This window comes from Streptococcus chenjunshii (assembly GCF_003086355.1).
GTDB lineage: Bacteria > Bacillota > Bacilli > Lactobacillales > Streptococcaceae > Streptococcus > Streptococcus chenjunshii.
Genome location: NZ_CP031733.1, coordinates 232726 through 246581, shown reverse-complemented (window position 1 = coordinate 246581; position 13856 = coordinate 232726). Strand labels below are relative to the sequence as shown.

The 13856-nt window shown below is 30.9% G+C and carries 11 protein-coding genes; all 11 read right to left on the bottom strand.

Annotated elements, in window-relative coordinates; genetic code table 11:
• Nucleotides 1–102: 102 nt before the first annotated feature.
• Genes DDV21_RS01345 through DDV21_RS01300 form a run of 11 tightly spaced genes read right to left on the bottom strand, consistent with a single transcriptional unit; the run spans nt 103 to nt 13845 of the window.
• Entirely contained in the window at nt 103–783 is a 681-nt protein-coding gene (locus DDV21_RS01345) for a 4'-phosphopantetheinyl transferase family protein (RefSeq protein ID WP_116877577.1), read from the bottom strand.
• Nucleotides 780–1547 (bottom strand): ABC transporter permease family protein, encoded by a 768-nt coding sequence (locus DDV21_RS11865; protein WP_241964687.1) that lies wholly within the window; start codon nt 1545–1547, stop codon nt 780–782. The genes DDV21_RS01345 and DDV21_RS11865 overlap by 4 nt, the downstream gene beginning before the upstream one ends.
• Nucleotides 1548–1585: 38 nt before the next feature.
• Complete coding sequence (locus DDV21_RS11860) at nt 1586–2494, bottom strand: FtsX-like permease family protein (RefSeq protein WP_241964686.1); 909 nt, start codon at nt 2492–2494, stop codon at nt 1586–1588.
• Nucleotides 2491–3192, bottom strand: coding sequence for an ABC transporter ATP-binding protein (locus tag DDV21_RS01335; RefSeq protein WP_116877579.1), 702 nt, complete (start codon nt 3190–3192; stop codon nt 2491–2493). The genes DDV21_RS11860 and DDV21_RS01335 overlap by 4 nt, the downstream gene beginning before the upstream one ends.
• Before the next feature lie 2 nt (nt 3193–3194).
• Nucleotides 3195–4850, bottom strand: coding sequence for an AMP-binding protein (locus tag DDV21_RS01330; protein WP_116877580.1), 1656 nt, complete (start codon nt 4848–4850; stop codon nt 3195–3197).
• A gap of 16 nt (nt 4851–4866) precedes the next feature.
• Nucleotides 4867–5838 (bottom strand): ABC transporter permease, encoded by a 972-nt coding sequence (locus tag DDV21_RS01325; RefSeq protein WP_116877581.1) that lies wholly within the window; start codon nt 5836–5838, stop codon nt 4867–4869.
• A gap of 37 nt (nt 5839–5875) precedes the next feature.
• The gene (locus DDV21_RS01320) at nt 5876–6622 is read right to left on the bottom strand and encodes an ABC transporter permease (RefSeq protein WP_241964685.1); all 747 of its coding nucleotides are present in this window, start codon (nt 6620–6622) and stop codon (nt 5876–5878) included.
• A gap of 8 nt (nt 6623–6630) precedes the next feature.
• A complete protein-coding gene (locus DDV21_RS01315; protein WP_116877582.1) occupies nt 6631–7575 on the bottom strand; it encodes an ABC transporter ATP-binding protein in 945 nt (314 codons plus the stop codon).
• Between the two features lie 23 nt (nt 7576–7598).
• A complete protein-coding gene (locus tag DDV21_RS01310; protein ID WP_116877583.1) occupies nt 7599–8795 on the bottom strand; it encodes an MFS transporter in 1197 nt (398 codons plus the stop codon).
• A gap of 7 nt (nt 8796–8802) precedes the next feature.
• Nucleotides 8803–9594, bottom strand: a complete 792-nt coding sequence (locus DDV21_RS01305; RefSeq protein ID WP_116877584.1) for a class I SAM-dependent methyltransferase — start codon at nt 9592–9594, stop codon at nt 8803–8805.
• Between the two features lie 60 nt (nt 9595–9654).
• Nucleotides 9655–13845, bottom strand: a complete 4191-nt coding sequence (locus tag DDV21_RS01300) for a non-ribosomal peptide synthetase family protein (RefSeq protein ID WP_116877585.1) — start codon at nt 13843–13845, stop codon at nt 9655–9657.
• Between the last annotated feature and the right edge of the window lie 11 nt (nt 13846–13856).

Here is a 13856-nt window from a genome sequence, read left to right as displayed (position 1 = left end):
CTCCTGAAATATTTTAATGACTCCTTAAGTTCTCATAAAATAGTGAGATTCCCAATTCTTTCTAAGTAAAGGTATAAAAACTTATTTATAATCATTAAATTTTCATTGCCAAAAACTCAGTATTTCATCTAAATCAATTTGTTTTATCTTTTTATTGACTATATCAGACTCACAACACAATGCATACCAATGTTCCGCATCAAGTTTTTTACTAAAAAATGAAAGATTTGTGTCTTGCTGCTTCTCTTTTAGTAATTCTAGTGAATTAATGTCAATAGAAAAACTATCAAATGGACATTTTAATCCCGTCCCAATAAACTTAACAAAGCTTTCTTTAAGGGTCCATAATTTAAAGAAAGAAATTTGCTTATCTTGGGGAGATAAAGCATCAAGGTGTATTCTTTCAGTTGAAGAAAACGATTTATATATATCCTCATATTCTAACAACCGTATTAGTTCGACATCAACTCCAAGTTGCGAGTCCCCAATAGCACAGACAATCCACTTACCAGAATGAGAAATATTGAAATGTAAATTGCTTTCCATAAGAAATGGTTTGCCATGTTTAGAATGGTTAAATAAAATCTTCTCTTCCTTTATTCCATAATCTTTTATCAAAGCATAGCGTACTAATGCTTCAGCAAGTAGACATCGTTCTCTATCTTTTTGATGAATAAAACGATTTGCTTTTAAACAACGCTTTTCAGAAACTATAGTCATCAATTTCTCTATTTGATTAGAAGATAAAAATTTATCTATTTTAATGGAATATTGATAGATCATCTATATTGCCCTAAATCAATTCTATTAAATGTATTTTTTAGTTTAACATCAAAAATTTTAATAACCACTAAATATAAAAATACTAAAATGACTAATGCATATAAGAATACATATATATTACTGTTAAATGGCATATAATCTCCCGTCTCTAAAGACAGCATTCGAAGAATCTGCTGACTAGTTAGCATACTTGGAATAGTCATAACAACAAAAGTAAAAAGAATAAGTGGTAAGTAAATATTAATCAACATGTTCTTAATCTCTTTATGTAAATATCCTAATTTACGTAAGTAAATAAAATTATTTATATTGTCCTGAAAATTGAGCAACAAGACTAGAAAAATTAAAAGAACACTAAAAACACAAGCTAAAATTTGATTTATTATCGCACTCATTCTATTGGACACATTATTATTTTGTAGTTCCTTTTTATAACTACTATATGTTTTAATATGCTCTTTTGATAATGTGTCATTAAGCTTATTACACCATAAACCATTATAAGTATTGGCAGGATTACCAATCAATTTGTTAAAATAAGTACGTTTAATATAAATACTACTTGTATTTCCATTATCCGCAATTGCTTTAACAATTAAATAGTTTTCGAAATTCTTATATTTTATTAAGACTTTATCTCCTGGTTTAATGTTATAAATCTCAGCAATTCGCGGATTAATAGCTAATTCACCATTATTTAGCTGGATTTTTTTCTGCTTATTTACTAGACGAAAACGATCTCCATCGTTATCCATTGCCACCAAATTCTGCTGTCCTATATTTTTACTAATAGTAGCTAACTTTACTTTTTTTCTAAAAAATACTGATTTCCATTTTCTTCTGGAGCAGAATTTACTTTTACAGTTGAGAGGGTAACTTCATATTTGTAATGACGAAAAGCGGTTTGTGACTGATAAACTTTTGAACTACTCATATTGAGTGAGATACTTATCACTATCAAGACTAGATATATGTATACAGAAACTAGAATGAGGAAAATATTAAACGGCTTTCTCAAAGCTAACTTACTTGAAAAAGAATATTTAGATGGTAAAACCTTAGCGACCTTTTCAAATAACCGCATCATCCTTAAGTTCTTATTACTTTCTCCCTGCCCAGCAAGTAAGTTAGAAATCTCTACACAACGATACACCCCAGATGCTAAATATGTCATAATACAAAACAAAATTGTCGGAATTATTATGCCAATAGCAAAACTAGATGCTGAGAGACCTCTCACAACATTATTCACATTGTAAGATACTTGATAAGTATCAAGTAATATATACGAATAATAATAACCAACCACTAATCCCAGTAACAAAAAAACAAAACTAATGATTGAAGTAATTGCAATGTAAATACCTGTAATTTGTCTCTGGGTAAAACCCAAAGCACGGTAACAACCAAGGTTTTTTCGATTTAAATCAAAACATTTTTTATAAAACATATAAAAAATAAAACAAGAAACTGATGTTAGACATATAAGAAACGTTAAAGCCAATATTTTATTTGAATTAAGACCAATTAATAACTCATTTTGTCCATTATTTAATTGAGTTTTAGGAGAGAGCCAAGTTAAATTACCATCAATGGAGCATTCCACAAAGAAATACATAAATGAAGTCAGGAAAGCAAGGATAGATAAAATCAAAACATTTAATTTGTTTCTCCTAAAATATCCTAATGATTGTTTGCAAATACTTCTCATATATTAATCCCCCAATTTATTTCTGATGGTAAAAGCGGAGACTCATTCTGCTTATCCTGAACGACTAATCCATTTCCAACTGTTATAATTCTATTCGCTGTCAAAGATATTTTTAGATTATGTGTTGCAAAAATAACAGTTATACCATAAGTTTTAACAACATCATGTAACAACTCTATAACCTGTTTGCTATTTTCTTCATCCAATGCCCCTGTTGCTTCATCACAAAAGAGCAGATCAGGTTTTTTTATTATTGCACGCGCAATTGCCGTGCGCTGTTTTTGGCCTCCTGATAATTCATCAGGGTATTTATCTAACAAATTAATAATTCCTAATTTATTTGCTATATCATTAAGATTTAAATTGTTTTTACTCATCCCAAGCTCAATATTTTCCTGAACAGTTAACTCTGGCAAAAGCATATAATCCTGATAAATATTGCTAATCGTATTTCTACGTAGAGAAGCTAATTGCTTCTCTTTAAAATTATTAATATTTTTCTTGTTAATTAAAATTGTCCCTGAAGTTGGCTTTAGTAATCCAGACATGATATTTAATAAAGTAGATTTTCCTGAACCACTTTGACCAAGTAATACATTAAATGTACCAGCTTCAAAACTTAAATTAATTCCTTTTAAAACATGGTCACGATCATTATAATTTTTTACAACTTCACTTACTTCAATTATAGCTTCCATTGCTAATTACCTTTCACATTTGTTGTGTTATATTCTAAGTATAATTTTTTACAACTTTGTCTTTGAATTTTGCCGCTACCTGTACGCGGTAAAGCTTCTTCCTGATAAAGTACGATATCATATGGAACAATCTTACAATTCATTGCTACTATATTTTTAATCATAGATGCTAATTCTTCATGAATATCTGTAACATTGTCACTTAATTCTGCCATAATAGTAAGTTCTTCTGTATTATTAATATCTATAGCAAAAGCAATTGCGTTTTTTAGCTTATTATCTGTATTTTTCAAAATAATCTCTTCAATATCTTGCGAATAAAAGTTTTTCCCTCTTATAATAACCATATCCTTTTTTCGTCCTACGACATAAAGGAAACCATTATGCAGAAAGCCTAAATCACCTGTTGCAAAATATGGTTGGTTTTCATTTGGGAGGAAATTATTAAAACTAGTTTCTTCATCAAGATTCCAGTATCCTTGTGTAACACTCTGACCAGAAATCCAAATTTCTCCAATCTCATCTTCAGTAAGTAAATGTTTATTCTCTAACCCAACAATTTTGACTTCAACACCTTCACAGGTGGCACCACAAGAGACAATATCTAATCCCTCATCACTGAATTCAATAATGTTATTTCTCAATTTTTCACCATCTATAGTTACATGTTGGTAGCCTTTTTCAGGATAGTGCGCCGAAACAATTAAGGTATTTTCTGCAAGCCCATATGCAGGATTAAATGACAGAGGATTTAGTTTATATTTTTTCATTTTTTCTGCCAATGCATGTAATGTGCTATACCTAACAAGTTCAGAACCGTTAATTGTTAATCTAACTGATGATAAATCGATGTCTTTCATTTCTTCCGTGGGGATATTAGAACACATCTCATAGGCAAAATTGGGAGCAATAAGTATTGTACCGTGATAAATACTGATTGCATTTAACCATGAAATAGGTGATTTCATAAAACCTTCTGCAGAAGTAAAATAGTTTGAAGAGGCATTAAAAATAGTATTAATTGCTGAGCCAATAAGTCCCATATCAAAATAAAACGGCAACCATGTAGTAAAGATATCTTTATCACTAAAAGCAAAGTGATTTTTCATTATTAAGCAATTTGCATAAATATTGTTATATGTAACCTTAACACCTTTAGCTTGACTTGTAGAACCAGAAGTATACTGCAAGTAAGCTATTTGCTCATCACAAATTTCTTCTTCAACAAAACTTGATTTAACAAAATCATCTATATAACAAATCATTAAATCTTCAACTAAACTACCAAACCAATACTCAAGACTAGCGCGATATTTTGTAGAGGTAATAATATATTGAGCATCACTATTCTCAATAATTTGTTTTACCATTTCAGCTTTACTTTGATCATCAACTACATTCATTGGAATACAAATTGTTTGCGTAAATAAACATGCAAAATATGCAGTCAGATAATCCACTCCCGACGGTAATAAAATAAGTGCACGTTCACCTTTGCTATCAAGACTCTGGAGATAGCCTCCAAAGTCTTTTACTCTAGAATCAAATTCACTATATGTTACAGAATCTATAACATCATATCCTTCATAATAGGTATAAAGTTTTTTGCCTCTATGTTCGGATATATTTTTTTTAAAAATATCAATAAATTTTGCCATGCTTTCACCCCTTATTTTAACTACTATATTGATTCGACCTATTGCAGAGTCCTACTGCCAATAGCATTGAAACTGTAAACATAATTAAAATTAATAAGAAGTTTCCTCCTACAATATCGCCATGATAAAAAATTTCGTTAACCCAATTAAAGCTGATTTTCTGAGGCATACACTGACTGATAGCTCCCAAAATTTTATTATGAAAATTACCAAACATCCCTGATAATAATACAGTAAAGCACGCAACAATATTACCAACCATAATAGCAGAACCATTATCCTTGACAAGTGTACAAATCAAAACTGCGAGTGCTGAAAATAGTCCAGTAACTATAAAACTGATTAAAATAACTTTCAAATCCTCTGTCATAGAAGATCCGAAAAATAATCGATTACAAATGACATTAACAAGACCAAAAGGGATAAATAAAGCTGCCCAATTAAATAACAGATGAGAACTCAAGTATTGACTGTTCTTTATACCGATTACTCGCAATCTTTTGAAAGTATCATTAATTCTATCATTGACAAACAACCTCATATTAAGAACTGCTTGAACCAGAAGAATACTCAGTGATAAATAAAAGGCATTTGGAAATTTCTCTGAATTATTTTTTTCTTCATCAGAACGATACTTTTGTTTTGTGATAAGTTGAAGTCCCCGTCTATATTGTGGTCCTTTATATGATATAACTGTTACTTTCCCGTTTTGTTTTTTAATGACACCGCTGTAATTTCTCATATAAATATCTTGTTTTTCTGGGAGAGCTTTTAGCTTATCGTAAGAAATCTGATTGTTATCAAGATATTGAGTAAATGTTTCAGTTCCCCCAATCACAGCAATTTTTTCAGTTGCATTAGGTAAGTTTGTCGCATAAAAAGATGCAACAACGACTAATGGCATAATAATTACCGAAAATATTACTCCCATATTATCGTTAAAATTGCGAGTAATATTGATTTGAAAACATTTAAATATTTTTCTCATAATTTTCCTTTTAAAACATAACTGTCAGATAAATAACTCAGTGTATAAAAAGCTGAATTTTAAACATTTTCCGAGCCGCAAATAAAAGCAGCACTGCCAAAAGTAAAGAAAATACCCAAACAATTAGTTGCCCTTTTATATTTTGACCATACACATAACTACCTATACCAAAGTTAATCCACTTTACAATTGAGAAATTAGATAAAAATATACCGATCTTCCCAAGGTAAGTTATTGGGAAAAAGATTCCACCAAATATACAAAGAATAATCTGAACAACACCTAAAATATTATTACATGCAGATTCATCTTTAAGGCCTATACAAAGAGTAGCTCCCAAACAAGTTGAGAAAAACCCAAGTATCATATACGTAATATAAACCATCAATGGATTGGTACCAAAATTGACATGATAAATTCCCATTAATAAAAGCATGTAAACTCCAATTGAAATAGCATTAGCCAATGTTAAAGCAATTATTTTTGATATATAAATATAGTTTTCATCTTCTAAGCTATAGGCAATTCTCATATTAGGAAGCTTAACATTTTCTTCCATAATCATATTAGATACCATAGTTCCCATTGTTAGTTGAAAGTAAATTATAATAGTCAAACCATAGTAATCAAAAGATGATATCCCCCCTGAAAAATTAGCAGTAGTTAAGTACCCCAATAATGCAAATATTAAGAATGGAAATACAAAAAGGTAGACTAAAATAACTGGTTTTTTTGCAATATTATAACTTATGTCAAATTTAATTAGATTCCATTTTTTCATCATAAAATCACCTAATCTCTCAATTTTGTTCCAGTTAATTCTAAGAAGATATCTTCTAAGTTTAAATTTAAAGAATTAATAGATGATATAGAAGAGTTACTTTGACTAAATGTGCTTGTTATATCATTAAGTACTTTATCATTTACCTCAGTATTAATGTTGATTTTAATAAGGTTTCCATCAATTGACACAGAGTCTACACCTGCTATTGTTAGGATTTTTTCTTTCAAATTTTGATCAAACTTATCTGCTCTGATGGACACAATAGATTGTTTAGAATAATTCTCTCGAATATTGTCAATCGTATCATCAACTAATTTTTGACCGTGATCAACAATAATAACATCCTCAGCTATTGCTTCAATCTCTTCCATATAATGCGTCGTATAGATAACAGATACACCTTGATCTCGAAGTTTCTTTATTGCTTCAAGTATAAAATTTCGTGATTGCGGATCAATGCCTACTGTAGGTTCATCAAGAATTATTAATTCCGGTGAATTGACAAGACTACAGGCGATATTAAGTCGACGCTTCATGCCACCTGAAAAAGTTTTCGCCTTTTTGTCTTTAACATTCTCCAAATTGACAAAATTGAGAGCATAAATACAGACTTCTTCAACTTTATCTTTAGATACTCCATATAGCTCTGCAAAAAATTTTAAATTTTGATAAGCTGTTAGGTCCTCATAAATTGCTAGACTTTGTGGTACTACTCCAATTTCATTTTTAAATTTTTTTCGACATTTTTCTACATCAACTTCTTTATAATATATGTGACCTGCATCTTGATGTATTAGTGAACTAATCATGTTGATGGTTGTACTTTTCCCTGCTCCATTCGGTCCAAGAAATCCTAAAATATGCCCTTTTTTTAGACTAAAGCTTAAGTTATTTACCACAGCAACCCCATCGTAAGTTTTTGTGATATTGTCTATTCGCATAATATTTTCCACTTAAAACCTCCAAACATTTTTCTTCACTGATATTTTTTTACATCCTCGGTTAATTGGTTCCTAGAATTAAAGATAGTAGTTACGATAATTTTTCCCAAAACTCCAGTTATAGTCAAGGCATAACCAACCCATGAATACAAAGTCGCAATTCCAATTTTAGTTACTATAAATCCACTGCTAAGTGCTCCTAAAGAATATGAGATGACTAGTATGATGCCTATAATTGAAAAAAGTGTCAGCATTTTTTCACGATTGGATATACTCTTAATAATATTTTCCTGAGTTGTCATAATCATTTGCCAACTAAGCCCACCAATTAAAAACATAGAAAATATAAGTAAAAGAGGTATTGTTTGATGACTTGCAAAATATGAGCCCGCAAAAATCATTAAAATTCCCATAACAAGAAAACCAATATATAAAAATAATTCTCTTATAAAATATTTTTCAAAATAAGACGAGATTAAAAATACTCCAATGCCTGAAATCCCAATACATAAACCAAAGGAAACAGCAGAAACATTTGTTATAAGATGAAAAACTGTTACTAGTTGTGCATCAATCATTTGAATAGTAATAGAGATAATAAAAGCCATTAGCAAAAACACATGAAAGACTCCAGCATTTTTCTCATATATGTTACTTGTAATATATTTTGACTCTTTTTTTTCAAGTTCAATATTCGTTACTGGACTTTCAATTGTTAAAACGGTAAGGATACTTAGAAAAAGCAATATCACATTTAATAACATAATATTTTTAAAATTGAGAAATTCTACTATAATTCCACCAACAATAGGCCCAATAAACCGCATGAATTTAAAAATTTTCTCACTTGCATCTGCACCTTTCAGTGAAGTAACTTCAAAGATTTTATCTTTAGAAATACTAACACTTGAAAAGCATGCTGCGATTAAAAAAATATATACATAAATAATACTTTGATTTAGATTTGCCGAATATAATAGCATATAAAGGACAATATCTATAGCCAAAGTGACCAACATGATAATTTTAGAATATATTGGTTTCACTAACACTGTCATAAAAGCGTTAAATAAGGCCATTGCTCCAGAAAAACTAAATGACATTAACCCCAATTTAATCGGCGATAAATTTTGAGAAAAGCCAATCTTCCAAAAACAAGAAACCAATGTTACCCAAATAGAAAGCGAACTTAGTACTTGAATTGTATAAAGGCGAGCATTTTTATTTGTCATATCTTCCTCACTTTATACCGACAACGAAGAAAAGAACGAGTAATGCAAAAGGATAATCCGACTTCAAGAATTTATCAGCAGCAATTTTCACCTTGTCAATATCATCTTGATTTAACAAATCATTCTCAATCATTGTTTCCATTTCTTCATAATCAACTTGTGGAAGAAAAGTATTAATACCAACTTCATCACTATTAACTGGGATCAAATCAAGATCAACTGTGCTAAAGTTTGCATTTTTCAACATTCTCCATAATTTTCTACCAATGTAGCGATCTCCTCCTTCTAATACTTGTTCTTGGATGTGCTGTCCATATACATATGACAATTCAGGAACCTCTGGGTCAATAATCCCAAATAAACCTTCATCAATATCAGTAATTAACATTTTACCGCCTTTCTTCAAGGCCTTATAGACATTTGTTAATGCCTTATCAACGCCATGAACATGTTGTAAAACAAGTCTTGCATAAACAATATCATAGACTTCCTCATCAAGATCAATCTGAGTGATATCACCCTTTAAAATTTCTACACGTTCTTTATAGTCATCTGGAAGTGCTGTTTTACTATACTCAACAAAATCACTATCTAATTCAAGACAGGTAAGTTGAGCATCAGGGAATAATTCACAAAGTTTCTTTGTAATAACCCCTGGGCCACTTCCAATTTCTAAAATTCTAAGTTTAGCGTTCGGATCTGTAATATTTTCTCGAATTAACTTAATTTCTCGATTCCAAGTTAATTTTGCTTGAACTTCCATTCTTTGGATTAAACGTGTATATTTTTCTGCTTGCATAGCATTCACCTTTCTTACTTACCTACAATTATTGTAAGTTCCTTTACTTTTATATTAAAATCAACTGTTAATCTTTTTTTGAACAATTCTCTTGATATCAGGAAGTTCTATTCCTGCTTCCCACGCAAGAGCCTGAGTATTACTTAGATCAAGTAAGATACTCTGTCTGTCCAATTCTTTACCAATTCCAACTGCTACCTGTCTTGCTAGAGGATCTCCTAAATCGGAATATTCCATACATTTTTCATACCAAATATCCCATGAAACTTTAGCCATATCATTATCTCCAAAAACATCAAATAGCTTTACTGTTACGTTTACATCAGGATTAACTATGTGATATATTTTAGAGTGTTTTTGATAAAGCGAGGCATAGACAATTAAACTGCTTACAGTATCTACTGGTATTCCATTAAAATTCATAGAAATATCTGGATACATTTGTATTTGCTGGCAAAATTCTACCATTTTGTAGAACATGTCTTTGTTCTCTTTTCCTCCATCATTGGAACCCATAATTCGACCTACTCTAAAGATTTCAACGTCGTAATTCCTGTTCATATACTCACGAAGAATCTTTTCTGTTACATATTTAGATTTTGCATAGCCGAGTTTTAAATTATTAACGTCTAACGGTTGTTGTTCTTCGGTAACAAGGCCTTTTTTATAATCCTGTTTTGCAAAAATTGAAATTGTTGATACATAGGCCATGCTCTTCCTTTTTCCAGATTCCAATAATTTTAGAATTCTCTTAGTACCTTCAACATTCGTAATTTTTATCTGATCATACGAGAGGGCAAAATTAACATTAGCACCATTGTGACAGATGACATCAATGTTATCACTTAAGAAATCTAACTGTTCTTGAGATAAACCTAAATTATATTTAGTAAGATCACCACAATAAACTTTTAAACGCTTACTGTCTTCATCTTTCCATATGCCCCAATATTGCATATTCTCTTTGATACGTTTGAAACCTAGATCTAAGTTTTCAGCTCTAATTAGACAATGCATTGTTGCCGCTGGAGCTTTGTCAAGATATTGTCGCAAAAGATAGGCTCCTAAAAATCCAGTTGCACCTGTCAAGAGAATGTTTTGATTATCATCATTTCGGGCACGTACTTCATATGGTAAATTTTGAAACTCATCAAGCTCCGACTGAATTTCAATAAGATCCGATTTTTTAGCCTTATGATCAAGATAGTTCTCCAAAGATAGCGCAATATCTTTAACAATATCTTTGCCAAGGATAAGCTCAAATGGAATTTTTTTCTGTAATTTTTTCTCAAGAGCTATTTTTACATCGTATATGCTTAAAGAAGTACCGCCTAAATCGTAAAAGTTTGCATCTCTGCTGACCCTTGAAATACCTAAAACTTGACCAACAGTCGAACAAACCAATTCTTCATAGAAAGTTTGAGGCTTACTGTACTGCTCAATTTCAAATTCTATAGAGTAAGTCATCAATTTTTTACGATCTGCTTTCCCGTTGACATTTGTTGGAATTTCATCAATAAAACAAAATACTCGAGGAATCATGTAGTCCATCAAATGCTTAGATAAGAACGTTGTGATAGACTTTTTATCTTTCTTACTTGCCTTGACAAAAGCAACCAATACTTGTTGCCCATCAGATTTTTTTCTTACCATAACTATTGCATCATCTACAAAATCCAGTTCTTGAATTTTATTTTCAATTTCTGCAAGTTCAACACGCTGTCCCCGAATTTTGACTTGGAAATCTTTTCTATTGATGTATAGAAAATTCCCATTTTCATCAATTTTGACAATATCCCCTGTTTTATAGAGTCTTTCAAATGGTTTAACACTGGACCACGGACATTCTAAAAAGCTATCCTTGGTCTTTTCTTCATTATTTAAATATCCTTTTGCTAATCCAATTCCAGAAATATATAGTTCCCCTGGTACTTCTGGTGGTTCAAACATTAGCTCATCATTTAATTTATACAACTTCATGTTTGCAATAGGTTTACCGATAGGAATTATAGGATTCTCACTTTGCTTTTTCACTAACCAACATGAAACATCAATAGCGGCTTCTGTCGGACCATATAAATTAACTAATTGAGCATCAAGCTTGGAATAAAAATCAAAACACGTTGTCGCATCTAGTGCTTCTCCACTACAGATAACATATTCCAATGAGTAACATTCAGTACACTTATCTGTACTTAAAAATTTCTTTAACATGGAAGGTACAAAATGGATAGTATTAATACTTTTTGAAGTAATAATATCAGTAATATACTCTGGATTTTTATGACCATCAGGTTTAGCAATTACTATAGTCGCTCCTGTAAGTAATGGCCACACCAATTCCCATACAGAAACATCAAATGTATATGAAGTTTTTTGAAGAACTCTTTTATTAGGTTCAAGTGGAAACTGCTTTTGCATCCACAATAAGCGATTTACAATTCCAGCTTGAGTATTAATAACCCCTTTGGGATTACCAGTAGAACCTGAAGTATATATCACATAAGCTTTATCATCTCCATTTATCATCGTATCAGGATTATTAGCTTGTCCAGTTAAATTCTTGAGGCTTATACAAAAACTTTTAATATCTTTGGGAAGACGAGACGCAAATTTTTCCGAGGTAAGAATAATATGACTCCCCGAATCAGAAACAATAAATTTCATCCGTTCATCTGGTAATTCAGTATCCAGAGGCAAATACGCACATCCTAGCTTAAGAATCGCATGAATTGCTACCAACATTTCAAAACTTCTATCAAACAAAATAGGAATAATTTGCCCTTTTTTAACCCCTTTTTGCCGCAACTTTTGACATAAAACATTAACTAAACTATTTAATTCTTCATAACTGAGAGAGTCGTCTTCAAAAATCAAGGCAGGTTGTTTTTTATACTTTTGAACAGCCGTTTCAAAAAGTTCTTTTAGAGATTTATCTGAATCTTGAAAATCTACAGTTGTTTCGTTCCAATTTTTTTTCTGAAGTTCGATTTCCGAATCATTTAAAAGACTTATTCGACTCGTAAATTCATTGGGCTGATCTACGTATCCATCTAGAAGTTGAAAAAGATATCGATTGAAATCATCTATTCGAACTTCACTAAAAAGCTCACACATATATTCCCATTCAAATACATAACAAGCATCTTCAAACGTTACTGATAGACTCACATCATATTTACTCTTCCCATTGCTAAGACGTAAATATTTTAAATCATTTCTTTCTTCAATTCCTATGTTAGGACGATTTTGAAAGACAAACATTGTATTACATGGACAATCAATGTCTACATCCGATTTTGAAATCATTCCCATGAAATCTCTGTGTTGTTGTTTTAACCTTTCTTGAACTGATTTTTTCTCAGAAAAATCAAAATCCAAAGGAATAGTATTTGTAAAATAACCACAGATAACCATCGTATTTCTCTTAAAACGATTAGCAACTGGAACAGCAATACTTAATTTCTTCTCACCAGACAAGCGCGAGAATAAAGCACCATAAGCACTGACTAAAAGTGTAAATGGTGAAATCTTTTGCTCCCTACAAAAAACTTCTATCTTCTTACTTTGCTTACGACTCATGTGATACAATTTACGATTTCCAATACGTGTATACTTTTGCTTTTGAGCAAAACTGTATGGAAGATTTAATTCTGTAGTATTTTCATTTGTCATTTTCTCCCAAAAGTCTCTACGTTTAACATATTTCTCGGCTGTAGATGGAAGAGTCTGTTCATAAGCATAATCATAATATGTATAATCGGGCGGTTTAATTGACGAAGCATTTCCTTTATCTGTATCAAAATAATATGTAGTAAACTTCTTCATTAAAAGTTGAAATGACCATCCATCACAAATAATATGGTGTAATCTTAAAAACAGTATTGTCTTACCACTACTGAGCAAAAAGACAACTATTTGGAATAATGGACCACCTTCGACTTTAAACGGTTCAGTCTCTAAATTTTTAATCTCTGTTTTTAATTCTTCATCGTTTATATTTTTATATGTTACTGCATAGTCGGTAATATCTGCTGCAAATTGAACAGGAGCAAAATCTTTTTCAACAATTCGACATCTTAAGATAGGTTCTTCTATCAGAATTCTTCTAACTACTTGCTCAAAATGCTTTTTATTTAGTGGCTGCTTTAGTTCAATTCCTTGGAGAACATTATACTCAGTATCATCTGCATGAACTTTAGAATACCTATATAATTTTTGTTGTTGATATGATAATGGATAATATTCCATTTGTCTTATCC

Bases quoted from the DNA above. Each gene is read 5' to 3' on its own strand.
- DDV21_RS01310 (WP_116877583.1), bottom strand. From the start codon at position 8,795: ATGACAAATAAAAATGCTCGCCTTTATACAATTCAAGTACTAAGTTCG.
- DDV21_RS01345 (WP_116877577.1), bottom strand. From the start codon at position 783: ATGATCTATCAATATTCCATTAAAATAGATAAATTTTTATCTTCTAAT.
- DDV21_RS01320 (WP_241964685.1), bottom strand. From the start codon at position 6,622: ATGATGAAAAAATGGAATCTAATTAAATTTGACATAAGTTATAATATT.
- DDV21_RS01300 (WP_116877585.1), bottom strand. From the start codon at position 13,845: ATGGAATATTATCCATTATCATATCAACAACAAAAATTATATAGGTAT.
- DDV21_RS01305 (WP_116877584.1), bottom strand. From the start codon at position 9,594: ATGCAAGCAGAAAAATATACACGTTTAATCCAAAGAATGGAAGTTCAA.
- DDV21_RS11860 (WP_241964686.1), bottom strand. From the start codon at position 2,494: ATGAGAAGTATTTGCAAACAATCATTAGGATATTTTAGGAGAAACAAA.
- DDV21_RS01335 (WP_116877579.1), bottom strand. From the start codon at position 3,192: ATGGAAGCTATAATTGAAGTAAGTGAAGTTGTAAAAAATTATAATGAT.
- DDV21_RS01325 (WP_116877581.1), bottom strand. From the start codon at position 5,838: ATGAGAAAAATATTTAAATGTTTTCAAATCAATATTACTCGCAATTTT.
- DDV21_RS01330 (WP_116877580.1), bottom strand. From the start codon at position 4,850: ATGGCAAAATTTATTGATATTTTTAAAAAAAATATATCCGAACATAGA.